We start from the raw sequence: 25,812 nt of genomic DNA on the forward strand, positions 1-25,812 counted from the left end.
GCCTGACCACGAGGAAGAAGAGAGCTTCCCGATGGATACGCAGCAGGTTATCGCGCCCCCGCGCGCCCAGCCCGGTACCCCCGGCACTCGGCCCGACGTCACGCCGACATCCGGCGTCCTCCACGTCAACGCCCGCCACACCACGGGCTTCACGGTCATCGGCAACCACCTCGCCCAGCACCGCAAGCTCTCCCTCCTCGCGATCGGGCTCGCCGCACACATCCAGTCGCTGCCCGCCGGGGCGAACATCGGCATCAAGGCCCTAGCCGCCCGCTTCCCGGAGAGCGAGACCCGCATCGCCGCCGCACTCCGCGAACTCGAAGCCACCGGCTACCTCCACCGCAGCCGCCTACGCCTCCCCAACGGCCGCATCGCCACCCGCACGACCTCGTACAACCACCCAGGAGCCGACGCACCCCCGGCCGCCGTCACGCCACCACAGCGGCCCCGGCCACAAGCACCCACCAAGCCCGAGCCGACGCCCGCTCCAGCTCCACCCCCTCCCCCGGTCGCCGAACCCGCACCACCGCTCCCCGCACCCGTCCGCGTACCACCACCCACCGCACCCAGGACCCCGCCCGCGTCGCTCCCCCAGCCCCACGCACCGACCGAAGAACTACTCCGAACCGCCGCAGCCGTCCTCACCGACCTCCGCCGCCACGCACCCCAACTCACCCTCCGCCCCCAGGACATCGAGGAACTCACCCCCGGAGTCGCCGCCTGGCTGGAGCGCGACGCCCACCCCGACACCATCCGCCACGCCCTCACCAACCAACTCCCCGACCCGGTCAAACACCCGGCGAAGTTCGTCCGCAACCGCATCACCACCCTGCTGCCACCCCCACTCCCCGGCACCGCAGACCTCACACCCCCACCCCGCCGCAAGACCATCGTCATCCCACTCCAGAACTGCGACACCTGCGACCGCGCCTACCGCGCCACCCACCCCGGACACTGCCGCGACTGCCGCACCGAAGCGCACTCAGACCTGCACACAGCCGCCTGACGGCCACCCTCACCCCGAACGGACCCGCATGGTCAGCTCACCCCACGAAGCAATGCACCGCATCTTCCAGGAGTACCCAGGCCTCTTCTCCCGCGTCTCCGAAGTCCTCGGCGTCGACATCCCATCGCCCACCTCGGCCACCGTCCTGCCCACCGACCTCACCGAGAACAGCCCCGTCGAACGCCGCGTCGACACCCTCCTGCGCATCGACACCCAGAACGACGGCCCCTTCCTCCTCGCCATCGAAGCCCAGGGCAAGAAGGACCCCCGCAAAACCACCAGCTGGCCGTACTACGTCAGCTATCTCCACAACCGGTACGGCGGCCTGCCCGTCCTGCTCCTGGTCGTCTGCCAGGACCACGCCACCGCCCAATGGGCCGCCGCCCCCATCACCATCGGCTTCCGACGTTGGCAGACGCTCACCCTCAGCCCACTCGTCGCCGGCCCCCACAACATGCCCGTCATCACCAACGTCGCCGAAGCCCGCAAGGACCTCGCACTCGCCACCCTCGCCGCCATCACCCACGCCGACAATCCGGACGTCGGTGCCATACTGAAAACGCTCTCCGCCGCACTCCGGGAAGCACCGGACGACGTCGCCGAGCCCATCGTCGAACTCACCGCACAAGGCCTGGGCAACCGCCCGGCCGCACAACAGTGGAGGAACCTGGTGGCCGTGGATACCTCTTTCTACAAGTCCTTCATGTCCGAAGAAATCCGAGACGAAGGCCGAGCCCAAGGCCGAGCCCAAGGCCGAGCCGAGGCCCAGACCAAGGGGCAGGCGGAAAGCCTCCTGCTGATCCTCGAAGCGCGCGGCATCGCTCTCACCGACGAGCTCCGCCAGAGGATCACCGACTGCACCGACTCCCACCTGCTCAGTCGCTGGGTCCGAGGCGCCGCCACCGCCACCACCGCCGAGGAAGTCTTCACCGCGGATCGCTGACCGGCCACGGCCCCTCGCCGAGAGGCAGGACGAAGCCGCAGCCGTGATCACCGCGTGACGGCTCCCCGGCCTTCCATCGCGGCCGGTGCCCACACAGCATCGGACCCCCCGGGTTCCCGTTAGGGCTCCCGAGGGGTCCGGTGTGGTCCGCAGTGGACGGTGCGGGCGGCGTCAGGCCGCGTGCACCACGTCCTTCTCCTCCGCGAAGTGGCACGCCGACTCGTGCGCGGCCGGCGTCTTCGAGGTCTTGAAGCGCTCGGGGATCGCCAGCAGCGGCATCTCCTCGGCGCACTTGGCCTCGGCCTTCCAGCAACGGGTGCGGAAGCGGCAGCCCGACGGCGGGTTGGCCGGGGACGGGACGTCGCCGGAGAGGATGATCCGCTCGCGGCCCTCGCGGGCCTCCGGGTCCGGGACGGGGACCGCCGACAGCAGCGCCTGGGTGTAGGGGTGCGTCGGGTGGTCGTAGATCTGCGTGTCCGTACCGATCTCGGCCATCTTGCCGAGGTACATGACGCCGACCCGGTTGGAGATGTGCCGGACGATCGAGAGGTCGTGCGCGATGAAGAGGTAGGAGAGGTTGAACTCCTCCTGCAGCTTCCCCATCAGGTTGATGACCTGGGCCTGCACCGACACGTCGAGCGCGGAGACCGGCTCGTCGCAGATGATGATCTCGGGGTTGAGCGCGAGGCCGCGGGCGATGCCGATGCGCTGGCGCTGGCCGCCGGAGAACTGGTGCGGGTACCGGTTGATGTACTCCGGGTTGAGGCCCACGACGTCCAGGAGCTCCTGGACCTTGCGCCGCCGGTCACCCTTCGGGGCCACCTCGGGGTGGATGTCGTAGGGCTCGCCGATGATGTCGCCGACCGTCATGCGCGGGTTCAGCGAGGTGTACGGGTCCTGGAACACCATCTGGATGTTGCGGCGTACGGCCTTCAGCGCGCGGCCGGACAGCTTGGTGATGTCCTGGCCCTTGTAGAAAACCTCGCCGGCGGTGGCCCGCTCCAGCGTCATCAGGAGCTTGGCGACGGTGGACTTGCCACAGCCTGACTCGCCCACGATGCCGAGCGTCTCCCCCGCGAAGAGGTCGAACGAGATCCCGTCCACGGCCTTGACCGCGCCGACCTGCTTCTTGAACAGGATGCCCTGGGTCAGCGGGAAGTGCTTGACCAGGTTGCGGACCTGGAGGATGGGCTCGCCCTGCGACACGGGGGCGTCGATGGCGGCTACGGCCTCCGCCTCGGTGGCCGCGTCGACCGTCTCCACGTCGGAGACGTTCGGGGTGGCGTCCACGGGCTCCTTCTTGATGTCAGCCATGGAGCGTCTCCTTCCAGAAGTGGCAGGCGCTACGGCGGCCGTCCAACTCGGCGCCGTCCTGCTCGGTCACCGGCGAGAGAGCCGGGATATCCGTACGGCAGATGTCCTGCGCCATCGTGCAGCGCGGGTTGAAAGCACAACCCGACGGAACGTGGAGCAGGTTGGGCGGCAACCCCTTGATCGCGAAGAGCTCCTGGCCCTTCTGGTCCAGGCGCGGGATCGACGCCAGCAGGCCCTTGGTGTAGGGGTGCGCCGGGCGCTTGTAGATCTCGTGAACCGGAGCGGTCTCGACGATCCGGCCCGCGTACATGACGGCGATCTTGTCGGCGACGTCCGCGACGACGCCGAGGTCGTGCGTGATCAGGATCAGGCCCATGTTGTACTCGCGCTGAAGCTCCGCGAGCAGGTCCATGACCTGGGCCTGGACGGTCACGTCGAGCGCGGTGGTCGGCTCGTCCGCGATGATCAGGTCCGGCTCCAGGGCCAGCGCCATGGCGATCATGATGCGCTGGCGCATACCGCCGGAGAACTGGTGCGGGTAGTCCGCGATCCGGGCCGCGGCGGCCGGGATCTTCACCTGGTCCATCAGCTCGATGGACTTGGCGCGGGCTTCCTTCTTGGACAGGCCCTGGTGGACCCGGAACATCTCGCCGAGCTGGTAGCCGACGGTGAGCACCGGGTTCAGCGAGGACAGCGCGTCCTGGAAGATCATGGCGATCTTCTGGCCGCGGATCTTCCGGCGCTCCTCGTAGGACATCTTGAGCATGTCCTGGCCGCGGAACAGGATCTCGCCCTGCGGGATCTTGCCCGGCGGCATGTCGAGGATGCCCATGATGGCCTGCGCCGTCACGGACTTGCCGGAACCGGACTCACCGAGAACGGCGAGGGTCTCGCCGGCGTTCACGCTGTAGTTGACACCGTTGACCGCCTTGGCCACACCGTCGCGGGTGTGGAACTCCACGTGCAGGTCACGGACATCGAGCAGGGGGCCGACATAGTCGTCTCCCGAGCGGGGGGACGGGACTTCGGCGGTCTTGTTGATGGTGGCCACGTTCGCCCTCCTATCGCGACTTCGGATCGAGGGCGTTGCGGACGGCTTCGCCGAGCATGATGAACGCCAGAACGGTGATGCTGAGCATGATCGACGGGTAGATCAGGATGTGCTGGGCCACCCGGATCTGGCTCGAGCCGGTCGAGATGTCGATGCCCCAGGAGATGGTCGGGTCGGCGAGACCCAGACCGAGGTACGACAGCGTCGCCTCCGCCGAGATGTAGACACCGAGCGAGATGGTGGCAACGACGATCACCGGAGCCATCACGTTCGGCAGGATGTGCCGGAACATGATCCGGCTGGTGCTCGCGCCGAGCGCCCGGGCCGCCTGTACGTAGTCGGCCTGCTTGACGGTCATCACCGCGCCGCGCATGACACGGGCGATCTGGGTCCAACCGAGGAACGCCAGGGCGAGGACGACCACCCAGACCTTGCGCTCGGAGAACGCCTGAAGCACGACCATGGCGCCGAGCAGGAAGGGGAGGCCGAGGAAGATGTTGGTGAAGCCCGAGAGGATCGAGTCCACCCAGCCACCGAAGAAGCCGGACAGCATGCCGATGAGTCCGCCGAACAGCGTCACCAGTGCGGTGACACACACACCGACGGTGATCGAGGCCCGGGTGCCGTAGATGACGCGGGCGTAGACGCTGCGGCCCTGGCCGTCGTATCCGAGCCAGCCCTCCGAACCGATCTTGCCCAGTTCCGGCTTGGTCAGGAAGTGGTGCGCCAGGTCCGCATGGGTGGCCGAGGCACTGGTGAACAGGCCCGGGAACACGGCTATCGCGAGGAGAATCACGATGAGGACGGAGGACACCAGGAAGTACGGGTTGCGCCGCAGGTCGGCCCAGGCGTCGCCCCACAGGCTGCGCGCCTTCTCGGCCTTCACGAGCGCGGTCGGATCCGTCACGGGTCCCTTGGAGTCCACGGGCGCGGGTGCGGTCTTGGTCACGTCAGGCATAACGGATCCTCGGGTCCAGGACCGCGTACAGCAGGTCGACGAGCAGTGCCATGAAGAGGTAGACCAGCACGAGAATGGTGACCAGGCCCACCAGTGTGGTGCCTTCACGCCGGGTGATCGACTCGACGATGGTTCCGCCGATGCCCTTGACGTTGAAGACCGACTCGGTGACCACCGCGCCGCCCATCAGGGCTCCCAGGTCGGTGCCGAGGAACGTGATGACGGGGATCATCGAGTTGCGCATCAGGTGCACGCCGATGATCCGCCGCTTGGGCAGTCCCTTGGCTATGGCGGTCCGCATGTAGTCCGACCGCAGGTTCTCCGCCATCGTCGTACGGGTCAGTCGTGCCACGTAGGCCAGTGACAGCGACCCCAGGACGATGGCGGGTGTCAGCAGTTCGCTCCAGGTCGCCTCGTTCGAGACGTTCGGAGAGATCAGCCCCAGCTGGTCCGCGAACACGGACTTCACGATGTGCGCGAGCACGAAGACGGGGATCGAGATGATCAGCAGCGTCACGATGAGGACCGCGTTGTCGGCCAGGCGACCCGCGCGCAGACCAGCGATCATGCCGAGGGTGATACCCAGGATGATCTCGATCACGAACGCCATGCCGGCCAGCCGCAGGGTGACCGGGAACGCGTCACCGAGAACATCGGTGACGGGACGTCCGCTGGCTATCTGGTCGCCGAAGTCCTGATGAAGGATCATGCCCTTCATGTAGTCCCAGTACTGCACCAGAATGGGCTGGTCCAGTCCGAGCTTGTGTCGCATCGCTTCCAGCGTGGCCGGGTCGGCCCCCTTGTCCCCGAACAGGCCACGCACGGGGTCGCCGGGCAGCGTGTAGACCATCAGGAAGATCAGCAGCGTTGTCCCGAGGAAGACCGGGATCATCTGGAGCAGTCGTCGTGCGACATAGCGCCCCATCATGCCTCCATGTAATAGGCAGGCGGCAGCCGACGGGCCCTCCCCCGCACCGACTCCCCCTGTGGGTTCGTCGGTTGCGTGGAAGGGCCCCCCGGCCACTGCGTGCGGGCAGGCGCGGACCGTCTTTCAGTGCCGGTCCCGCGCCTGCGCGCGGACTACGTCGGTGTGGTTACTTCTTGACTTCGATCTGGGTCAGGATCGGGTCGCCGTCCTGGGCGTAGTCCACGTTCTGGACCTTCTCCGAGTAACCGGCGTTGACCTTGTAGTACCAGAGCGGGATGGAGGGCATGTAGTTCACCAGCTCCTTCTCGATCTTCTGGTACGCCGCGACGGACTCGTCGAGGGAGGCCGCGGAGTCGGCCTTCTTGATCTCCGCGTCCAGGGCCTTGTTGGTGAAGTCACCCTGGTTACCCGCGGCGCCGGTCCGGAACAGGTCCGAGATGAAGTTCGCGTTCACCGGGTAGTCGAGCACCCAGCCGGAGCGGTACAGGGACTTGACCTGCTTGTCGTCACGCGCGTTCGTGTCGGCCTGGAAGTCGGCCTTCGAGTCGGTGGCGCACTTGACACCGGTCGACTGCGTGATGCTGTTGCAGACCGCCTCGACCCATTCCTTGTGGCCGCCGTCGGCGTTGAACTGGATCGAGATCTTGTTGCCCGGAACGCCGCCACCCTCCTTGATGAGGGCCTTGGCCTTGGCCGGGTCGTACTTGGTGACGTCGCCCGCGGCGTCCTTCTGGAAGCCGAGGACACCCTGCGCGACCCAACCGGTGGCCGGCTCACGCGTGCCCTGGAGCACGGTCTTCGTGATCGTGGCGCGGTCGATGCCCATGGACAGACCCTGGATGACCTTGGGGTCGATGCCCTTGAACTGGTCGGTGTAGAACGCGACGGCGATCGTCTGGATGGCGGAGTACGCCTTGTCCACGGCGCGGTCACCGAGGTCGGACCGGTAGACCGGGAGGTCCTTCGGGCCGATCTGGCGCAGCACGTCGACGTTGCCGGACTTCAGGTCCTCGTAGGCGGTCTCGAGGGTGGTGTAGTTCTTGAAGACCACACCGCCGTTCTTCGCCTTGTCGAGACCCTTGTAGTCGTCGTTGCGGACGACCTTGATCTGCTTCTTGTGGTCCCAGCTGACGAACTTGTACGCGCCGTTGCCGACCGGCTTCTCGCCGGCGGCCTTCGGGTCCGCGTAGAAGGACTCGGCCAGCGGGGAGAAGACCGTGTAGCCGAGCTTGTACGAGAAGTACGGGAGCGGGGCGTTGAGCTCGATGGTGAACGTGTAGTCGTCCACCTTCTTCAGACCGGACATGACGTCCGACTTCGGCTTGGCCTTGGCGTCCTCGGGGTGGACGTCCGCGAAGCCCTTGATGTCGCTGAACCAGGACGCGTTGGTCTGGTTGTTCTTGATGTTGGCGGCCCAGTTCCAGGCCTTGATGTAGGACTCGGCCGTGACGGGCGTGCCGTCGTGGAACTTCCAGTCCTTCTTGAGCTTGACCGTCCAGAGCTTGCTGTCCTTGGCGTCGACAGACTCCGCGTTGATCATCTCGAGCTTGCCGGACGGGTCGTAGTCGACCAGCTGCGAGTAGATCGCGTCGGTGACGATGCTGCCGTTCGACTCCATCGTGTTGGCCGGCTGCAGCGGGTTCTGCGGCTCACCGACCTCGACGGAGAAGATGCCGTCAGCATTGACAGCACCCTTGGGGCTGTCCTTGCCCTTGTCGGCGTCGCTGTCGCCGCCACCGCAGGCGGTCGCAGCCAGGGCGATGATGGCCGCTCCCGCGACCCACTTGGCGCTCTTGGCACCACGCATGGGTTTCCTCCTCATGAGTCCACTTTTGACTACAAGAAGGGCACTGGCTTGATACACCGACACCCCTGACGGTGATCGTTTCAGTGCCCTGAGTGTGCTCGTGAGTCGGCACTCCCCACAGTGCGTGACCCATTGACCCGAGCTCAATGGAGCCAACTATTAAGTACGACTGGGCTGTAAACCACACCTAAAGGGTCTCATTTTGACAACATCGACTCTGCGCGTAGACCCGAAATACGGACAAAGCGATACCAGACAGACACGCCCGAAACGGACCGTTCACACACGTTCCGGAGCGTGGCGCCCGATAGTCGGACGTCCGGCCCTCGAAAACGGCTTTTCTTTTCCGCGTTCTTCCTGCAGTGCCTCCCGTACCGGCACACCGCACGCGGAACGCCCCGCCGACCCATGCAAGCAGGTCAGCGGGGCGCCTGAACAGATGGCCCGTCAGCTGATTCCGTGAACCCCGCACCGATCGGCTCCGGGTCATCGCATTCCGCAATCGTCATAACACCGTGCGTAACGATCGGGTGCTATTCGATTCCGGTCCGGGGGGGCGGGACCAATGGGTGTCGAATTCGGGCAACAGGCCGCAGACCGAATGCGGCCTCCTCTTCGTGATATTTCCCTCAGTCGCGCGTTCCGGATTCCGGGCCGGCGGATCCTTCGGGACCGGTGACATGAGGAGGGCCCGGTTCCGCGGCAGCGCGGAACCGGGCCCTCCTCATGCGATCACCGCTTGGCGCGCGAGGCGGAGCGGCCGCGCTCCTTCTGGTCCAGGACGACCTTGCGGATACGCACGGTCTCCGGAGTGACCTCGATGCACTCGTCGTCGCGGCAGAACTCCAGGGACTGCTCCAGCGAGAGCTTGCGGGCGGGCACCACGTTCTCCGTGGTGTCCGCGGAAGCCGCACGCATGTTGGTGAGCTTCTTCTCCTTGGTGATGTTCACGTCCATGTCGTCGGCGCGCGAGTTCTCACCGATGATCATGCCCTCGTAGACCTCGGTGGTGGCCTCCGTGAAGATGACACCCCGCTCCTGGAGGTTGACCATCGCGAACGGCGTCACGACGCCCGCGCGGTCCGCCACCAGCGAACCGTTGTGACGGGTGCGCAGGTCGCCGAACCACGGCTCGTGGCCCTCGAACAGGGAGTGCGCGATGCCCGTACCGCGGGTCTGCGTGAGGAACTCCGTACGGAAGCCGATGAGGCCGCGGGAGGGGACGATCCACTCCATGCGGACCCAGCCCGAACCGTGGTTCGTCATCGTCTCCATGCGGCCCTTACGGGTCGCCATGAGCTGCGTGATGGCGCCGAGGTGCTCCTCCGGCGAGTCGATCGTCATGCGCTCGATCGGCTCGTGGGTCTTGCCGTCGACCTGCTTGGTGACCACCTGCGGCTTGCCGACCGTGAGCTCGAAGCCCTCACGGCGCATGGTCTCGATGAGGATGGCCAGCGCGAGCTCACCGCGGCCCTGGACCTCCCAGGCGTCGGGGCGCTCGGTGTCCAGCACGCGGAGCGAGACGTTACCGACCAGCTCGCGGTCCAGACGGTCCTTGATCTGACGGGCGGTGACCTTGTGGCCCTTGCCGCCCTTGCCGACGAGCGGCGAGGTGTTCGCACCGATGGTCATCGAGATGGCGGGCTCGTCGACCGTGATCAGCGGCAGCGCGATCGGGTTCTCGGTGTCGGCCAGGGTCTCGCCGATCATGATGTCCGGGATACCGGCGATCGCGCAGATGTCGCCCGGGCCCGCCTTCTCGGCCGGCTTGCGGGTGAGCGCCTCGGTCATCAGCAGCTCGGTGATGCGGACGTTGGACTGCGTACCGTCACGCTTGATCCAGGTGACCGTCTGGCCCTTGCGCAGCTCGCCCTGCTCGACGCGGCACAGCGCGATACGGCCGAGGAAGTTGTCGGCGTCCAGGTTGGTGACGTGCGCCTGGAGGGGGGCGTCCTCGTCGTACTCCGGGGCCGGGACCGCGGAGAGGATGGTGCTGAAGAACGGCTCCAGGCTGTCGCTGTCCGGCGGGACGGTGCCGTCCTCGGGCTTGGTCAGCGAGGCGACGCCGTCACGGGCGCAGGCGTAGACGATCGGGAACTCGATCTGGTCCTCGTCGGCGTCCAGGTCCAGGAAGAGGTCGTACGTCTCGTCGATGACCTCGGCGATCCGGGAGTCCGGCCGGTCCGTCTTGTTGATGCAGAGGATGACCGGCAGCTTGGCCGTCAGGGCCTTGCGGAGCACGAACCGGGTCTGCGGCAGCGGGCCCTCGGAGGCGTCGACCAGCAGCACGACCGCGTCCACCATCGACAGGCCTCGCTCGACCTCACCGCCGAAGTCGGCGTGGCCGGGGGTGTCGATGATGTTGATCGTGATGACGTCGCCGCCATCCTTGGGGTGGTACTTCACGGCCGTGTTCTTGGCCAGGATCGTGATGCCCTTCTCACGCTCCAGGTCGTTCGAGTCCATCATGCGTTCGTCGAGGTTCTCGGCGGCGTGCGCCGCGAAGGCGCCGGCCTGCCGAAGCATGCCGTCGACCAGCGTGGTCTTGCCGTGGTCGACGTGGGCGACGATGGCTACGTTACGGATGTCGTGGCGCGTGGGCATGGGTGGCTTGCGCTTCTCTCGGATCGGGGATTCAGGCGTCTTAGTCGGTCTTGAGTCCTCGTACGCCCGCCGGGCAGACACGCCACGGCTAGTCCCATGGTACGGGGCGGGCGCGCCTGCGGCTTCCCGGGCAAGTCTCACCGGCCCCGGGGCGGGGAGAATCGCTCACCCGGGGCGAAGCGGTGGACCCGCGTCCGCTTGGTGTTTCCGCCGCCGTGATCAGGTCTTCCGCCGGAATTCACCGGTGGTCATGAACACGATCCCCCGGGCGGATGACGCGAACGCGGGGCCGGAACAACTCCGGAGGTGGGGCTCCGAAGCCGCAGCTCCGTGGCGGGGGGCCGGGAGCGGGATCTCCACGGCCCGGCCTTCGAGGTTGGGGCCTCTTCGGGCGGGCGGCGGAGCGGTCACCCGGGTCAACAGGTGCGCACAGCCTTGCCCGCCGGCAGTCCGGCGGGCAAGGGAATTGAGCCAGTTCTGAGCTTTCGGACCCGCGCTGACCTGCTACTTCTTGTTCCGCATGGCCGGGGCTCCGGCGGACTGCGGCTTCTTGAAACCGATGTCCTGGTAGTGCGGCACCCCGAAGCCGAAGGCGCCGACGTTCACGAGCTTCCTGTCGGCGGCGACCAGCTGCGGGCGCTGGTAGAGCGGAATCGATCCTGCGGCGGCCCAGATCCGGGCGTCCGCCTGCTTCATCAGGTCCCCGGCCGCCTTCTCGTCGAGCTCCGAGACCGCCTCGTCGAAGAGCTGGTCGATGTGGTCCGTACCGACGCGGGTGTAGTTCTGCTCGACGAGCAGTGATCCGTCGGTGGCGGGCACCGGCTTGGCGAAGATCGGACGGTCGTCCGTGGCCGGGTAGGCGGTGGCGGGCCAGGAGTACAGCGCCAGGTCGTAGTCACCGGAGGCGACGTGGTCCCGGAAGTAGCTGTCGTCGGAGACCTTGGTGATCACCGTACGGATCCCGATCGTGTCCAGCATCGCCGCGATCCTGTCGCCGACGCCGCGCAGGGACTCGGATCCGGGTCCGGACGGCAGGACGAACCGCAGCGTCAGCGGCTTGCCGTCCTTGCCCAGGGGGCCGCGGGCCGAGCCCGGGGCCTGGGCGGGGGCCGCGGTTCCGGCCGGGGCGTAGGCGCCGACCGCGCCGCCGGGCCCGCGGTCCTGGGCCGCGATCCGGGCGGGAGCGTCCTCGGAGGTGCCCGTCCCGCCCAGCCGACCGGCCTGGCGCAGCAGGGCCGCGCTCTGTACGGCGGCGGCGGGGGCGGGCGCGATGACGTGGGTGGCCGCACCCTCGGCCTCGCCTGGCTTGTCGTCGTCGCCGACGATGTAGAGGCCGTCGTCCGCGGAGGGCTCGCGGCGGGCAGCGTCGTCGGTATTGCCGTCGCCCTTCGCGCTGTCGGCCTTCTTCTCCTCGGCCGACTCCTCCTCGGCCTTCTTCTCCGTCCCGCCCGCCTTCTCCGCCTTGTCGGCCTTGTCGGCGTCCTTCTGCTTCTCGCCCTCGCTGCCGGCCTTGGTCCCGTCCGTCTTCTTGAGGGCACCCTCACGCGTCCAGCCCGCGTCGGCCAGCAGCGCCTGCGCCTCCTTGGTGTCCTGGCTGCCGAGCGCGTCGCTGCCGTCCTTGTACGCGGGCTGGCCGGCGAGCGCCACATGGCTGCCGAGCGGCTCGGCGGGCAGGCCGAGCGGCCTCAGCACGGCGTCGGCGAGTTCCTGGCGGTCCAGGGCGCGGGCCACCGCCCGGCGTACGCGGTCGTCGGCGAGCGGCCCGCTCTCGCCGTTCAGCGCGAGCTGGGTGTAGGCGGGCTCCAGGGACTTGCGGACCGCGTAGCCGCGCAGGTCGTTCTGCTCGGCCGCGTACGCCTGCGCGGCCCTGGCCTTCTCGTCCCTGGCCTCCCGCGCCTCTTCGGCCACCTCCTCGTCGGAGCCGTGCGCCATGGCCCAGGACCGCAGCGCCTGGGCCGGGGTGACCTCGGAGCCGGGGCCGTGGGCGGGCGGTGCGCCGTTGCCACCGGTCTCCCGGGCGGCCTGGACGATGCGGTTCGCGGTCGCCGCGTCGATGTCGGCGACGTCCACCTTCCCCCCGGTCAGCGCCTTCGCCCGGTCCTGCGGCTCGACCGCCTTGAAGACCAGCGAGTCGAGCTTGGCGGGGCTGCCCCACCAGCGCGGATTGCGGGCCAGCGTGACGGACCCCGTCTCCTTGTCCACCGCGCGCAGCCGGAACGGCCCGGCAGTCGCCTTGAGCGTGCTCCGCGCCCCGTCGTTGAAGGCGTCCGGGGAGCCCGTCACCTGCTTCGGGTACAGCGGGGAGAAGAGGGAGCGCCAGTCCGCGTACGGCTTGGCGAACGTGACCTTGACCTCCAGGTCGTCGGCGCCGCGCTCGATCTTCTCGATGCGTTCGTACCCGGCGTTGCGGGCGGTCCAGAAGGCGGAGTCCCTGCCGCTCAGCGCGCGCCACTGGGCGACGAAGTCCGGTGCGCCGATCTCCCGGCCGTCGCTCCAGACCGCCTGCTGGTTCAGCCGGTAGAGCACGACCTGCCGGGGTTCGGTGTCGACGACCTTCGCGGACTCCAGGTAGTCCGGGTTCAGCCGCGGCCGGCCCTTGGCGTCCAGGGGGAACAGGGTCGGCAGCAGGGCTCCGGTGATCCGGGTGGTGGCGTTGTCGGCGTCGGCCTGGAACGCGTTGAGGGTGGCCGGCATGGCGTCGATGGCCCAGTTGACCGTGCCGCCCTCCGCCACCTGGGCGCGGGCCGCCGGCGCGATGTCCTGCGGAGTGACGGCGGCCCGGGTGGCGGCCTCGTCGCTGTCCGAGGTGCAGCCGGCCAGTACCGGGAGGGTGAGCACCCCCGTGGTGAGCAGGGCGAGCGAGCGGCGCTTTCGGGATGTCCCGCGCGGGACGCCGACGTGGGACATGGGCTGATACCTCCGGGGACGGCCCGGCCCACCGTTACCCGAATGAGCCGGATTCTGCGTTTTTGGTGGCATTTGCAGTTGATCACACTGGTTCCGCCCGTCCACTGAAAGCGCCCACGCGCGGGAGACCGCGCAGACACGGCGCAGCGGCACCAAAGCTCACCCGTGCGGCGGAGTGCCACAACCGGCCGGAACCGGGCGCTCCCGGACGCCGTACGCCCGCCCTCCGCAAGACGGGGCGGCCCGCTCTCTTCCCAACGGGGGATGTGACGCGCGACACTCGCATGCGCATGAGCATGGCCGCCCGCGACTGCGGAAGTGAGATCAAGTCATGTCACTGCACGATGAGTTGACGGCTGTTCAGCACTGTCTCGACGACCTGGTCCGCACCGTCGGACGGCTGGAGCGGAGCCTCGCGCAGTTGCGCGCGGCGGACACCGCCCCGGACCCGCTCGACCCGGCCGACCGCGCCGCGCCCGTCGCCGGCGTCATCACGATCACCGAGGCGCCCTACGACGCCTCCCTGTGGACGGACTCGGACGACGAGGGTCTGGGCGTCCCCGGCAGGCACGCCCCGTAGAGGGGACGCCTGACACCTCCTAGGAGAGTTCCTTGGCCACCGGTACGGAAACAGGAACGGATTCAGGAACGGGCCCCGGCGACACGCCTCGCGGTCCGGCAGCCCGGGCGCGAGGGGTGCACCACCCCACGCGGGCCGCCATCGCCGCGCGCCATCTGCGGACCGACCGCTGGTGGCTGGCGCCCGCGGTGACGGCGGGCGGGCTGCTCGCCTTCATCGTCTACTCGACGTGGCGGGCGTTCGCGAACGCGGACTACTACGCCGCGCCCTATGTCTCACCGTTCTACTCACCCTGTCTGGCGGACAACTGCGCCCCGATGCGCGGCGGCCCGAACTGGGAGATCTTCGGCAGCTGGTGGGGCCTGTCCCCCGCCCTGCTCATCCTGATCTTCCCGCTCGGCTTCCGGATGACCTGCTACTACTACCGCAAGGCCTACTACCGGGGCTTCTGGGCCTCGCCCCCGGCCTGCGCGGTCGCCGAGCCGCACCGGGCGTACAGCGGCGAGACCCGCTTCCCGCTGCTCCTGCAGAACATCCACCGGTACTTCTTCTACGCCGCGGTGCCGGTCGCCGGCATCCTCACGTACGACACCGTGCTCACCTTCCGCGACGAGCACTACGCCTGGGGCCACATGGGCCTGGGCTCGCTGATCTTCGTGATCAACATCGCCCTGATCTGGGCGTACACCCTGTCCTGCCACTCCTGCCGGCACATCATCGGCGGCCGGCTGCGGCACTTCTCCGAGCACCCCGTCCGCTACCGGCTGTGGGGCTGGGTGGGGCGGCTCAACGCCCGTCACATGCTGCTCGCCTGGGCCTCGCTGATCAGCGTGGCGGCGTGCGACTTCTATGTGTACCTGGTCGCCTCCGGCGCCTTCGACGATCCGAGGTTTTTCTGAATGACTGAGCTCGAACGGCAGCAGTGGGACGTCGTCGTGGTCGGTGCCGGGGGCGCCGGGCTGCGCGCCGCGATCGAGGCCCGCGAGCGCGGGGCCCGTACGGCCGTCATCTGCAAATCACTCTTCGGCAAGGCGCACACGGTCATGGCGGAGGGCGGGATCGCCGCCTCCATGGGCAATGTGAACTCCGGGGACAACTGGCAGGTGCACTTCCGCGACACCATGCGCGGCGGGAAGTTCCTCAACCAGTGGCGGATGGCGGAGCTCCACGCCAAGGAGGCGCCCGACCGGGTCTGGGAGCTGGAGACCTGGGGCGCCCTCTTCGACCGCACCCCCGAGGGCAAGATCTCCCAGCGCAACTTCGGCGGCCACGAGTATCCGCGCCTGGCGCACGTGGGCGACCGGACCGGCCTGGAGCTGATCCGCACCCTCCAGCAGAAGATCGTCTCCCTCCAGCAGGAGGACGAGCGCGAGTTCGGTGACCACGAGGCGCGGCTGAAGGTCTTCCAGGAGTGCACGGTGACCCGCGTCCTCAAGGACGGGGAGCGTGTCTCGGGCACCTTCTGCTACGAGCGCGAGACCGGGCGCTTCTTCGTGCTGGAGGCGCCCGCGGTCGTCCTCGCCACCGGCGGCATCGGCAAGTCCTTCAAGGTGACGTCGAACTCCTGGGAGTACACCGGCGACGGCCACGCGCTGGCCCTGCTGGCGGGCGCGCCGCTGCTGAACATGGAGTTCGTGCAGTTCCACCCGACCGGCATGGTCTGGCCGCCCTCGGTCAAGGGCATCCTCGTCACCGAGTCGGTGCGCGGTGACGGCGGGGTGCTGCGCAACTCCGAGGGCAAGCGGTTCATGTTCGACTACGTCCCCGACGTGTTCAAGGAGAAGTACGCGCAGTCGGAGGAGGAGGGCGACCGCTGGTACGAGGACCCGGACCACAACCGCCGGCCGCCCGAGCTGCTGCCGCGCGACGAGGTCGCCCGGGCCATCAACTCCGAGGTGAAGGCAGGGCGCGGGTCGCCGCACGGCGGGGTGTTCCTGGATGTGTCGACCCGGATGGACGCGGAGCGGATCCGGCGCCGGCTGCCGTCGATGTACCACCAGTTCAAGGAGCTGGCGGACGTCGACATCACCGCCGAGGCGATGGAGGTGGGCCCGACCTGCCACTACGTGATGGGTGGCATAGCCGTCGACTCCGACACCGCCGCCGCCCTGGACGTCCCCGGCCTGTACGCGGCGGGCGAGGTCGCGGGCGGCATGCACGGCTCGAACCGGCTCGGCGGTAACTCCCTCTCCGACCTGCTGGTCTTCGGCCGGCGGGCCGGACTGCACGCCGCCCAGTACGCCGCGTCGACCGGTTCCCCGCCCGTCGTGGAGGAGGCCCAGATCGACGCGGCAGCCGCGGAGGCCCTGCGGCCGTTCAGCGCGGAGGACCTCGCCGATGGCACGCCGGCGGAGAACCCGTACACCTTGCACCAGGAGCTCCAGCAGACGATGAACGACCTCGTCGGCATCATCCGGCGGGCCCCCGAGATGGAACAGGCCCTGCGGAAGCTGGCCGGGCTGCGCGAGCGGGCCCGGCGCGCCGGGGTCGAGGGGCACCGGCAGTTCAACCCCGGCTGGCACCTCTCCCTGGACCTGCGGAACATGCTGCTGGTCAGCGAGTGCATCGCACGGGCTGCTCTGGAGCGCACCGAGAGCCGCGGCGGCCACACCCGCGAGGACTGCCCGACGATGGAGCGGTCCTGGCGCCCGGTCAACCTGCTGTGCCGGCCGGTGGACGAGCAGCACGCGGCGAGCGGCCGGATCGATCTCGTACGCAAGGCGACCGAACCCATCCGTCCGGATCTGCTCTCCCTCTTCGAGAAGGAGGAGCTGGTCAAGTACCTCGCCGATGAGGAGCTCTACGAGTGAGCAGCTATGACGCACGGTTCAGGGTGTGGCGCGGGGACGGCGACGGCGGCGGTCTGGAGGACTTCGAGGTCGAGGTCAACGACGGCGAGGTCGTTCTCGACATCATCCACCGCATCCAGGCCACCCAGGCGGGCGATCTGGCGGTGCGGTGGAACTGCAAGGCGGGCAAGTGCGGTTCGTGCAGCGCGGAGATCAACGGACGGCCGCGGCTGCTGTGCATGACGCGGATGTCGGTCTTCGGCCGCGAGGACACGATCACGGTGACCCCGCTGCGGGCCTTCCCGGTGGTGCGCGACCTGGTGACGGATGTGTCGTTCAACTACACCAAGGCGCGGGAGATCCCGGCCTTCGTCCCTCCCAAGGGCGTGGAGGCGGGCGAGTACCGGATGCAGCAGGTCGACGTGGACCGCTCGCAGGAGTTCCGCAAGTGCATCGAGTGCTTCCTGTGCCAGGACACCTGCCATGTCGTACGCGACCACGAGGAGAACAAGTCCGCCTTCGCCGGACCGCGCTTCCTCATGCGGGTCGCCGAGCTGGACATGCACCCCCTGGACGCCGCCGCCGAGTCCGGTCTCGACCGGAAGGCGACGGCGCAGGAGGAGCACGGGCTCGGGCTCTGCAACATCACGAAGTGCTGTACGGAGGTGTGCCCCGAACACATCAAGATCACCGACAACGCCCTGATCCCGCTGAAGGAACGGGCCGTGGACCGTAAGTACGACCCGCTGGTGTGGCTGGGTAACAAGATCCGGCGGCGGGACGCGACGTGAGGCGGCCGGCGGTCAGCCGAGCAGCTTGACGATCGCGTCCGTGGTGTCCGTCTCGCCGAGGCGGGGGAAGATCCGCTCGACGCTGTTGTCGTGGGCCTCGGCGCTCATGTCGGTGACCGCGTCCGTGGCGACGGTGACGTGGTAGCCGTGCTCGTGGGCCGAGCGGGCGGTGGACTCGACGCCGATGCTGGTCGCGATCCCGGCCACCACGACCTGCGTGATGCCGCGGCGGCGCAGCTGGAGGTCGAGGTCGGTGCCGTAGAAGGCGCCCCACTGCTGCTTGGTGACGACGAGGTCGCCCTCGGCCGGGCCGAGTTCGGGGACGATCTCGGCCCAGTCGGCGGCCGGCTGCCCCGACCGGGCGGGGCCCTCCGTGCGGCCGGGCGCGCCGCCCGTGACGCGGACCAGGACGACCGGGAGGCCCTTGGCCCGGAAGGCGTCGGCGAGGGTCGCGGCGCGGGCGACGACCTCGGTGGCGGGGTGGGCGGTCGGCAGACCGACGATGCCCTTCTGGAGGTCGACGACGATCAGCGCGGTCTGCGCGTCGAGGGTGGTGGCGCTCATGGTGGTGCTCCTTGCCTGGGTGGTTCTCGGAGGGGGGATCAGGTACGGCCGCGCAGGGCGCGGTCGGTGACGGTGAGGACGATGAGCAGGACGCCCAGTACGGCGGCCACGCAGGCCATCAGGTGGAGGCCGTGGTCACCGGCCGACTGCCCGTAGGCGAGCGCGATGAGGCTGGACGCGGTGATGGCCCCTATGTACTGGGCGGTGCGCTGGAGACCTGCGGCGGAGCCGATGGACTCGGGTGGGGCGTAGGCCTGGACGGCCGCCTGGTTGCTCGTGCCGATCAGCCCCTGCGGGACGCCGAAGCAGGCCCCGGCCAGCAGCAGGACGGCGACCGGGGTGTCCCCGTCGAGGAGGAACAGCAGTCCGGACCCGGCGGTGAGCAGCACGCAGGCCAGGACGAGCGGCCCGCGGATGCCCTTCGTGCGGGCGCCGAGCAGCGAACAGACCAGTGCGGCGACGGACATCGGCAGCATGAGCAGTCCGGTGTGCCCGGACGAGTAGCCCCGGGCCTCCTCCAGCCACTGGGTGTACCCGTACATCACGACGTAGATCAGCAGGTAGCTGACGCCGTGCCGGAGGTACGTGCGCGAGAGCGCGGCGTTCGCCGCCAGCATCCGCAGGTCGATGAAGGGATCGGGGCGGCGCAGCTGCCACCGCGCCAGAGCGGCGGTCAGCACGGCGAGCGGCGCGAGCAGCCACCACATCGGGTGGGCGAGGTCGAGGAGGAAGACGGCCAGCACGGTCAGCGCGGTGGCGAAGAGGCCGATGCCGAGCGGGTCCAGGCCGAGCCGGGGCCTGCTGCCGTCGGCTCCCCGTCCGCGCGGCGGGTCGGCGGGGATCCAGAGCAGCGCGGCCCCGAAGGCGACCAGGGCCACGGGGACGTTGACGGCGAAGATGCCCCGCCAGCCGACGACCATGACCAGCAGCCCGCCGAGCGTGGGGCCGACGGCCGCGCTGCCGAGCGCGGCGAAGGAGAGCCGGGCCAGCACCGGTCGCGGGACGGCCCGGCCGATCCGGGCCGACTCGTCGCGCAGCACCGCCATGGCGGCCGGGTAGGCGGCCGACGTCCCGATGCCGAGCAGCAGCCGGGACACGATCAGCCACCCGAAGTCCGGCGCCACCGTCCCGACGACGCCGGACGCGATGACGACGACGAGACCGGCGAGGAAGACGCGGCGGGGGCCGAGGACGTCGGCGAGCTTGCCCAGGACCGGCTGGGCGACGGCGCTGGCGAGGTAGAGGACCGAGATCAGCCAGGCGGTGTCGGCGGCGCCGATGCCGAAGTGATGTCCGATCGCCACCAGCGCGGTGGAGATCATGGTGGTGTTCAGCGGGTTGAGCAGCGAGCCGAGCAGCAGGGGCGCGGTGAGCCGGGTGCTGAACCCGGGGGCGGGCGCCGTCTGCCGGGTCGCGGCAGCCGGGCGGAGCACGTCGCGACCGGTCATGAACCGACCAGGCGCTCGATGAGGGTGGCGGCTTCGGCGACGGTGCGCCGCTGCGGCCCGTCCAGCTCGGCGGCGACGGCCTCGGCGAGCCAGTCGCGCTTGGCGGCCCTGACCCGGGCGAGGGTCGCACGGCCGGGGTTCGTGACCGACATGACCGACTTGCGGCCGTCGACCGGATCCGGCGCCCGCTCGACGAACCCCTGCTCCTCCAGCGCGCCCAGCGTCAGCCGCATGGACTGCGGGCGCACGAACTCGACGCGGGCCAGATCGGCCGTGGTGGCAGGGCCCCCGTCCGCCAGCCGGGCGAGCACGGAGCGCTGGGTCGGAGTCAGCAGGCTCTCCGACGACGAGGAGCGCAGCCGCCGCAGCAGCCTGCCGACGACGGAGGCGAGCTGGTCCGCCACCTCCTGGGCGGTCGGATCGGCGGGCGTGGTCGCGGACGGTTGCGTCATGCGTCCACCGTAAAAGATGTACAAGACATCTTGCAAGGTTGCCTGTCGAATACCGGATGGCCTTGCCCGCGCCCGGCCCGCGATCTAGGGTGAATGCGCTTTCAAAACGTGTACGTCATGGTTGTGCCGATACACGTCGGTACGGAAGAAGAAGCGGACGGTCGGTCGAGTGAGCGCCCCAACGGTGTACGACGTCGCGGAGCGGTCCGGCGTCTCCATCGCCACGGTTTCGCGGGTCTACCGCACCCCGGAATCCGTGCGCGCCCAGACCCGCGAACGGGTCCTCGACGCGGCCCGCGAGCTCGGCTACGTACCGAGCGGCAACGCGCGCGGACTGGCCAGCCGCACCACCGGCGTGCTCGGCCTGTGCTTCCCGGACTACGCCGACCCGGACGCCGAGGCCGACGCCGAGGCGGACAGCGACGCCGACGACGCGGTGATGCTCTACTCCGACCAGATCATCCGCGGGATGGAGCGCGCGGCACGGCGGCACGGGTACGCGCTGCTGATCGCGGCGTCGCTGGAGGGCGGCCCGGAGAGCCTCGTCGCGAAGGTCGCGGGGCGGGTCGACGGTTTCGCCGTCCTGGCGCAGACCGTGCCGACCGAGGACCTCGAAGTGATATCGCGCCGGCTGCCGGTCGTGATGCTCGCCGGACCCCGCGAGATCGACCACCTCGACCACATCGTCGTCGCCAACGCCGACGGTGAACGCGAGCTGACCCGCCACCTCATCGAGGACCACGGCCTGCGCCGGCTCGCCTTCGTCGGGGGCGACACCGATTCACCGGACGCCGAGGCGCGGTTCCGCGGCTTCCAGGAGGCGTGCCGGGACGCCGGCCTCCCGGTGCCGGACGAACCGGCCCTGCGGACGACGATGATGAAGCAGGCCGAGGGCGCGCTGGCGGCCGAGAGCCTGCTGGACCGGGCCGGGGAGCGGCCCGAGGCGATGCTCTTCGCCAACGACCAGATGGCGGTGGGCGCCCTGCGCGCCCTGGCCCGGCGCGGGGTGCGGGTGCCGCTGGACATGGCGGTGACCGGCTTCGACGGGATTCCGCTCGGCCGGATCGTCCAGCCGCCGCTGACGACGGTGCGCCAGCCGATCCGCAGGCTGGGCGAGCAGGCGGTCGAACTGCTGGTCCAGCGCCTGAACAACACCGGCCGCGAACCGGTGTCGCTCACCCTCCCGGTCTCCGTGATCCGCCGGGCCAGCTGCGGCTGCGGCTGACCGGACGAGGAGGACGGCCCTCAGGCGGGCCGCTTGCCGAAGAACGCGCGCCGCGCCGCCACCAGCCCGGCCACGTCCTGCTCCAGTCCCTCGTACGCGAAGTGCCCCGCCGGCAGCACCAGCAGTTCCCGCTCCCCCGCCAGCGCGTTGTACACGGCGAACTGGCCGGGCGGCGGCACGGACGGGTCGAACAGCGCGGCCGCCACCAGCGTCGGCAGCTCGATGAGCCCGGCGGCCGTCGCCGCGTCGAAGTACCGCAGCACCTCCACGACCTCGGGGTGCGCGCGGTGGTACCCGCGCACGGACTCCCCGCTGCCCGCACACGGCAGCGTGAGCCGCAGCGGGTGGTTGCCGAACGTGGGGACCGTCAGCTGCGCCGCCGCGAACCGCTCGTCCCACGGCAGGGCCAGCGCGCCCAGCCCGCCGCCGAAGCTCTCCCCGAGGTAGCCCAGCCGCCCGGCCCCCGCGAGCTCCGGCACCAGCTCCCCGAGCGCGGACGCCGCGCACCACAGGTCGGCCACGCAGTCGCCGATGACATAGGTGTCGCGGGACTCGATGCCGTGCAGCACGTGCTCCGCGGAGACGTCGGGGATGCCCGGTACGAGACCGCGCGCCCCCATCCCCCGTACGCACGGCAGGATCGCGGCCGAGGACGGCAGCGGCAGCGGTATGTCGGGCCCCGGCTCCTGGCGCCCCCCGTACCCGTGCCCGATGACGAACCCGTGGCGCACCGGCGCCCCTTCCGCCGGCACGGCCAGCCAGCCGCCCAGGCGCACCCCGCCCACCGAGGTGTACGTGACGCCGTGGACGCGTACGCCGTCGCGCTCGTCCTCGACCGGCCCGACCTCCGGGTCCGTCGCCACCGCGCGGGCCGCGTCGTACCGCGCCCGCCAGAAGTCCGCGAAGTCGTCGGGGGCGGGCGGCACGGGCACGGCCTTCAGCTCGTCGAGGCTGCGCCCGTGGGCCGGGTCGAAGGGGAAGTCGTGCACGTACGAAGCCATGACCACGACACTATCGCCGCTGATTTCGCGGGACGGACCCGTTCCGACCTGGGAAGCAATGGTGCGGAATGGGTCACACCCTCACCTTTTCCGCAAACGCCACGCTTACCGTTCGAAGTCGAACATTCAGATGTCCACGGCGTTGCACGAGTGTGACCAAGCACCCTCTTGCGGATTCCCGAACCCCTGCCGCAGAGTGATGTATGCGCTTACAGGCAGCGCATACATTCGGATTGCTCAAGGAGGAGCCCTCCATGCCCCGCACCGCCAGAACCGCCTCCACCGGCATCGGAATCGCTGTCGTGCTCTCCCTCGGCCTCACCGCGTGCGGCGGCTCCGGTGGCGAGGACGTCGCCGCGGACAGCAAGCAGACGCTCACCGTCTGGGCCATGGGGGCCGAGGGCGAGAAGCTCGCGGACGTGGCCGCGGTGTACGAGAAGGCCCACCCCAACATCACCGTCAAGGTGACCCCGGTCGGCTGGGACGTCGCCCACCAGAAGCTCGTCTCCGCGGCCGCCGCCGGCACCATGCCGGACGTGGCGCAGATGGGCGGCAGCTACATGGGCGAGTTCTCCGAGCTCGGCGTCCTGGAGCCGGTCGACACCAAGACCTTCCAGGAGAAGGACTTCTTCCCGGCCGGCTGGCAGCAGGGCGAGGTGGACGGCCAGGCGTACGGCGTGCCGTGGTACGTCGACACCCGCGTCCTCTACTACCGCACCGACCTGGCCGAGAAGGCCGGCGTCACCAAGGCTCCGACCGACTGGAAGGAGATGCGCGACCTCGCCACCGCCTACCAGAAGAAGGCGGACACCAAGTGGGGCCTGTCCATCCAGCCCAGCGGCCTGGACACGGTGCAGAACTTCTACTCCTTCCTGTACTCGGCCGGCGGCGAGATCGTCAACGACAAGGGCGACGTCGTCATCGACAGCCCCGAGGCCGTCAAGGCGCTCAAGGAGTACGGCTCGTACTTCGACAAGGGCCTCTCCAACAAGTCCGTGCAGCCCGGCTACGACGTCGTGAAGGACTTCGGCAACGGCCGCGTCCCGATGTTCTTCGGCGGCCCCTGGCACGTCACCCTGCTGAACGAGGGACAGCCGCAGCTCAAGGGCAAGTGGGCGGTGGCGAACGTGCCCGCCGACAAGTCCTCCGTCTCCATGGCGGGCGGCTCCTCCCTGGTGATCTCCAAGGACAGCGGACACAAGGCGGCGGCCACCGAGTTCATCAAGTACCTGACCGACACCAAGGGCCAGGCCGACTGGTACGAGCGCACCAAGGACCTGCCGGCCAACACCGCCGCCTGGACCTCCGGTGACCTCGCCGACGACGCCGATCTGCAGATCTTCAAGAAGCAGATGGACACCGCCAAGTCCTCCCCCTCGCTGCCCAACTGGACCGAGGTCACCGACAAGGTCGACCAGGCCATCGCGAAGGTGACCCAGGGCAAGGCGTCCGCCGAGGACGCGCTGAAGACCGCGCAGTCCGAGATCGAAGGCCTCGTGAAGTAGGAGCCATGAGCACCACGACCGGAAAGGCCGCGCAGCCGGCCAAGGTGCGGGCCGTGCCGGGGACCACCGCGTCCCCGGCCGCCGGGCCGAAGGGTTCGCGAAGTCGCAGGAAGCCCTCGATGGGCGTGCAGAACATGGCCGGCTGGCTGTTCTCCACTCCCTTCCTCGTCCTCTTCCTCGTCTTCATGGCCGTCCCGATCATCGCCACGCTGGTGATGAGCTTCACGGACTTCGGGCTGCGCAACGTGACGCACCCGCTGGACGCGAACTTCATCGGGTTCGAGAACTACACCAAGCTGTTCAGCGACGAGAAGTTCCTCAAGTCGCTCTTCAACACGGCGTACTTCGTGGTCATCGGCGTGCCGCTGACGATCCTCCTCGGACTGGTCGTCGCCGTCCTGCTGAACAACGGCATCGACCGGGCCCGGACCTTCTTCCGCGTCGGCTTCTACGCCCCGGTCGTCACCACCATCGTCGCGGTCGCCGTCGTCTGGCGCTTCGTACTCGATCCGAGCGACGGTCTCGTCGCGGGCCTCTTCTCCGAAGTGGGTCTCACCGCGCCGGACTTCCTCGGCTCCGAGAAGCTCGCCATGCCCTCGATGATCGCGATGGCGGTCTGGCGCAACGTCGGCACGGTCATGGTGCTGTTCATCGCCGGTCTCCAGGCCATCCCCACCGAGGTGCGGGAGGCGGCGCGGCTGGACGGCGCGAACGTCTGGCAGGAGTTCAAGGGCATCACCGTCCCGCTGCTGCGGCCCACGCTGCTCTACGCCACGGTGATCACCACCATCGGCTACCTCAACGTCTTCGAGGAGCCGTTCGTGATGACGCAGGGCGGTCCCTCGGACTCGACGCTCACCGTCTCGCTGAACATGTACCGCGAGGGCTTCAACTTCTTCCACATGGGCTATGCGAGCGCCATGGCGTATGTCCTCTTCGTAGTGATCATGGGCATCACGGTGCTGCAGCTCCGACTGCTGAAGGACAACACGAAATGAGCGCCACCAGTGCACCGGGCGCCGTCCCGACGGCGCCGTCGAAGAAGCCCGGGGACGCCGGACGGCCGGGCGGGGGGAAGCGGCCGGGCAGGGCGAAGCGGCCGCGGTCCCTGAAGCGGGTCCTCGTCTACGTCCTGCTGTCGCTCGGTCTGCTGATCATGTCGGCACCGTTCCTGTGGATGGCCCTGTCCGCGTTCAAGACGTCGAGCGAGCTGACCGCGAGCCCGCCCGTCTGGATCCCGGCCGAATGGACGCTGGACAACTTCCGGGACCTGCTCGACAAGCTCGACCTGCCGCTGTACTTCATGAACTCGGTGATCGTCGCGGTGCTGGTCACCGTCTCGAACCTGGTGTTCTGCTCGATGCTCGGGTACGCCCTGGCCAAGCTGAACTTCGCTGGCCGCAACAAGATCTTCGGGCTGGTCCTCGGCGCCCTCATGGTGCCCGGCAACCTGATGCTGCTGCCGCTGTTCGTCCTGATGAGCAGGATGGGCCTGATCGACTCGTACGCCGGTCTGGTGCTGCCGTTCGCGGCGGGCGCCTTCGGGGTCTTCCTGATGCGCCAGTTCATGCAGTCGATCCCGGACGAGCTGCTGGAGGCGGCCCGGATGGACGGCGCCGGCGAGTGGTACATCTTCTGGCGGATCGTGATGCCGCTGGTGAAGCCCGCCCTGGCGACGCTGTCGATCTTCACGTTCCTGGGGTCCTGGAACAACTTCGTCTGGCCGCTCATCGCGACCAACGACCCCGACAAGTACACCCTCCCGGTCGCCCTGGCGACGTTCGCCACCGACCCCAACAAGGCGGGCGGCTCCAACGGCATGCTGATGGCCGGGTCCTTCCTGATCGTGCTGCCGGTCCTGGTCGTGTTCATCGCGCTCCAGCGCCACTTCACCCAGGGCATCGCCACGGCGGGCATGAAGTAACCCGCCCCGGGCGCC

The 25,812-nt window shown here is 69.1% G+C and carries 21 protein-coding genes; 10 read left to right on the forward strand and 11 right to left on the reverse strand.

Annotated features, from left to right (window positions below; all coding sequences use genetic code 11):
* Positions 1-31 precede the first annotated feature (31 nt).
* Together ACFYPA_RS33340 and ACFYPA_RS33345 are read left to right on the forward strand one after the other, a co-directional pair.
* Positions 32-1,006, forward strand: coding sequence for a helix-turn-helix domain-containing protein (locus tag ACFYPA_RS33340; RefSeq protein ID WP_389136127.1), 975 nt, complete (start codon positions 32-34; stop codon positions 1,004-1,006).
* Between the two features lie 28 nt (positions 1,007-1,034).
* Positions 1,035-1,949: a hypothetical protein gene (locus ACFYPA_RS33345; protein WP_389136130.1), complete on the forward strand. Its 915-nt coding sequence runs from the start codon at positions 1,035-1,037 to the stop codon at positions 1,947-1,949.
* A 171-nt stretch (positions 1,950-2,120) separates the two neighbouring features.
* Here ACFYPA_RS33345 and ACFYPA_RS33350 read toward each other — a convergent pair whose 3' ends face one another.
* The 7 genes from ACFYPA_RS33350 to ACFYPA_RS33380 all read right to left on the reverse strand — a co-directional run bounded on the left by ACFYPA_RS33350 (position 2,121) and on the right by ACFYPA_RS33380 (position 13,518).
* Positions 2,121-3,263, reverse strand: coding sequence for an ABC transporter ATP-binding protein (locus ACFYPA_RS33350; protein ID WP_389136132.1), 1,143 nt, complete (start codon positions 3,261-3,263; stop codon positions 2,121-2,123).
* A complete protein-coding gene (locus ACFYPA_RS33355) occupies positions 3,256-4,314 on the reverse strand; it encodes an ABC transporter ATP-binding protein (RefSeq protein WP_359319909.1) in 1,059 nt (352 codons plus the stop codon). Before ACFYPA_RS33355 ends, ACFYPA_RS33350 begins: the two co-directional genes overlap by 8 nt.
* 10 nt (positions 4,315-4,324) lie before the next feature.
* The gene (locus ACFYPA_RS33360; protein ID WP_359319907.1) at positions 4,325-5,272 is read right to left on the reverse strand and encodes an ABC transporter permease; all 948 of its coding nucleotides are present in this window, start codon (positions 5,270-5,272) and stop codon (positions 4,325-4,327) included.
* A complete protein-coding gene (locus ACFYPA_RS33365) occupies positions 5,265-6,197 on the reverse strand; it encodes an ABC transporter permease (protein WP_359319951.1) in 933 nt (310 codons plus the stop codon). Before ACFYPA_RS33365 ends, ACFYPA_RS33360 begins: the two co-directional genes overlap by 8 nt.
* 169 nt (positions 6,198-6,366) lie before the next feature.
* Positions 6,367-8,007, reverse strand: coding sequence for an ABC transporter substrate-binding protein (locus ACFYPA_RS33370; RefSeq protein WP_389136135.1), 1,641 nt, complete (start codon positions 8,005-8,007; stop codon positions 6,367-6,369).
* Positions 8,008-8,739: 732 nt separating this feature from the next.
* On the reverse strand, positions 8,740-10,611 hold the full coding sequence (typA, locus tag ACFYPA_RS33375; protein ID WP_359085285.1) for a translational GTPase TypA: 1,872 nt from the start codon (positions 10,609-10,611) through the stop codon (positions 8,740-8,742).
* Positions 10,612-11,115: 504 nt separating this feature from the next.
* Positions 11,116-13,518 (reverse strand): ABC transporter family substrate-binding protein, encoded by a 2,403-nt coding sequence (locus ACFYPA_RS33380; RefSeq protein ID WP_359085284.1) that lies wholly within the window; start codon positions 13,516-13,518, stop codon positions 11,116-11,118.
* 331 nt (positions 13,519-13,849) lie between these two features.
* Between ACFYPA_RS33380 and ACFYPA_RS33385 the strand changes: the two genes are divergently transcribed.
* From ACFYPA_RS33385 to ACFYPA_RS33400, 4 genes are read left to right on the forward strand one after another with little or no spacing between them, the layout of a single operon-like run.
* Entirely contained in the window at positions 13,850-14,098 is a 249-nt protein-coding gene (locus tag ACFYPA_RS33385; RefSeq protein WP_359085283.1) for a hypothetical protein, read from the forward strand.
* Positions 14,099-14,130: 32 nt separating this feature from the next.
* A complete protein-coding gene (locus tag ACFYPA_RS33390) occupies positions 14,131-14,997 on the forward strand; it encodes a hypothetical protein (RefSeq protein WP_389136138.1) in 867 nt (288 codons plus the stop codon).
* The gene (locus ACFYPA_RS33395) at positions 14,998-16,908 is read left to right on the forward strand and encodes a fumarate reductase/succinate dehydrogenase flavoprotein subunit (protein WP_389136140.1); all 1,911 of its coding nucleotides are present in this window, start codon (positions 14,998-15,000) and stop codon (positions 16,906-16,908) included.
* Positions 16,905-17,678: a succinate dehydrogenase/fumarate reductase iron-sulfur subunit gene (locus tag ACFYPA_RS33400; RefSeq protein WP_359085280.1), complete on the forward strand. Its 774-nt coding sequence runs from the start codon at positions 16,905-16,907 to the stop codon at positions 17,676-17,678. The genes ACFYPA_RS33395 and ACFYPA_RS33400 overlap by 4 nt, the downstream gene beginning before the upstream one ends.
* Before the next feature lie 12 nt (positions 17,679-17,690).
* On the opposite strand, the gene ACFYPA_RS33405 is transcribed toward ACFYPA_RS33400, so the two are convergent.
* From ACFYPA_RS33405 to ACFYPA_RS33415, 3 genes are read right to left on the reverse strand one after another with little or no spacing between them, the layout of a single operon-like run.
* The gene (locus ACFYPA_RS33405; protein WP_359085279.1) at positions 17,691-18,242 is read right to left on the reverse strand and encodes an isochorismatase family protein; all 552 of its coding nucleotides are present in this window, start codon (positions 18,240-18,242) and stop codon (positions 17,691-17,693) included.
* Between the two features lie 38 nt (positions 18,243-18,280).
* Positions 18,281-19,690: an MFS transporter gene (locus ACFYPA_RS33410; RefSeq protein ID WP_359085278.1), complete on the reverse strand. Its 1,410-nt coding sequence runs from the start codon at positions 19,688-19,690 to the stop codon at positions 18,281-18,283.
* Positions 19,687-20,142, reverse strand: coding sequence for a MarR family transcriptional regulator (locus tag ACFYPA_RS33415; protein WP_359085277.1), 456 nt, complete (start codon positions 20,140-20,142; stop codon positions 19,687-19,689). Before ACFYPA_RS33415 ends, ACFYPA_RS33410 begins: the two co-directional genes overlap by 4 nt.
* A gap of 169 nt (positions 20,143-20,311) precedes the next feature.
* On the opposite strand from ACFYPA_RS33415, the gene ACFYPA_RS33420 reads away from it, so the two are divergent.
* Complete coding sequence (locus tag ACFYPA_RS33420) at positions 20,312-21,367, forward strand: LacI family DNA-binding transcriptional regulator (RefSeq protein WP_359085276.1); 1,056 nt, start codon at positions 20,312-20,314, stop codon at positions 21,365-21,367.
* A gap of 20 nt (positions 21,368-21,387) precedes the next feature.
* Here the strand turns inward: ACFYPA_RS33420 and ACFYPA_RS33425 are convergent, their stop codons facing one another.
* Positions 21,388-22,368, reverse strand: a complete 981-nt coding sequence (locus ACFYPA_RS33425; protein ID WP_389136145.1) for an acetylxylan esterase — start codon at positions 22,366-22,368, stop codon at positions 21,388-21,390.
* Between the two features lie 254 nt (positions 22,369-22,622).
* Between ACFYPA_RS33425 and ACFYPA_RS33430 the strand changes: the two genes are divergently transcribed.
* From ACFYPA_RS33430 to ACFYPA_RS33440, 3 genes are read left to right on the forward strand one after another with little or no spacing between them, the layout of a single operon-like run.
* Positions 22,623-23,873: a sugar ABC transporter substrate-binding protein gene (locus ACFYPA_RS33430; RefSeq protein WP_359319897.1), complete on the forward strand. Its 1,251-nt coding sequence runs from the start codon at positions 22,623-22,625 to the stop codon at positions 23,871-23,873.
* Between the two features lie 5 nt (positions 23,874-23,878).
* Positions 23,879-24,871 carry a sugar ABC transporter permease gene (locus ACFYPA_RS33435; protein WP_359085273.1) on the forward strand — a complete coding sequence of 331 codons (993 nt, stop codon included), beginning with the start codon at positions 23,879-23,881 and terminating at the stop codon, positions 24,869-24,871.
* Positions 24,868-25,797, forward strand: coding sequence for a carbohydrate ABC transporter permease (locus tag ACFYPA_RS33440; protein ID WP_359319895.1), 930 nt, complete (start codon positions 24,868-24,870; stop codon positions 25,795-25,797). Before ACFYPA_RS33435 ends, ACFYPA_RS33440 begins: the two co-directional genes overlap by 4 nt.
* The last annotated feature ends 15 nt before the right edge of the window (positions 25,798-25,812 follow it).

The organism is Streptomyces sp. NPDC005775, assembly GCF_042871565.1.
GTDB lineage: Bacteria > Actinomycetota > Actinomycetes > Streptomycetales > Streptomycetaceae > Streptomyces.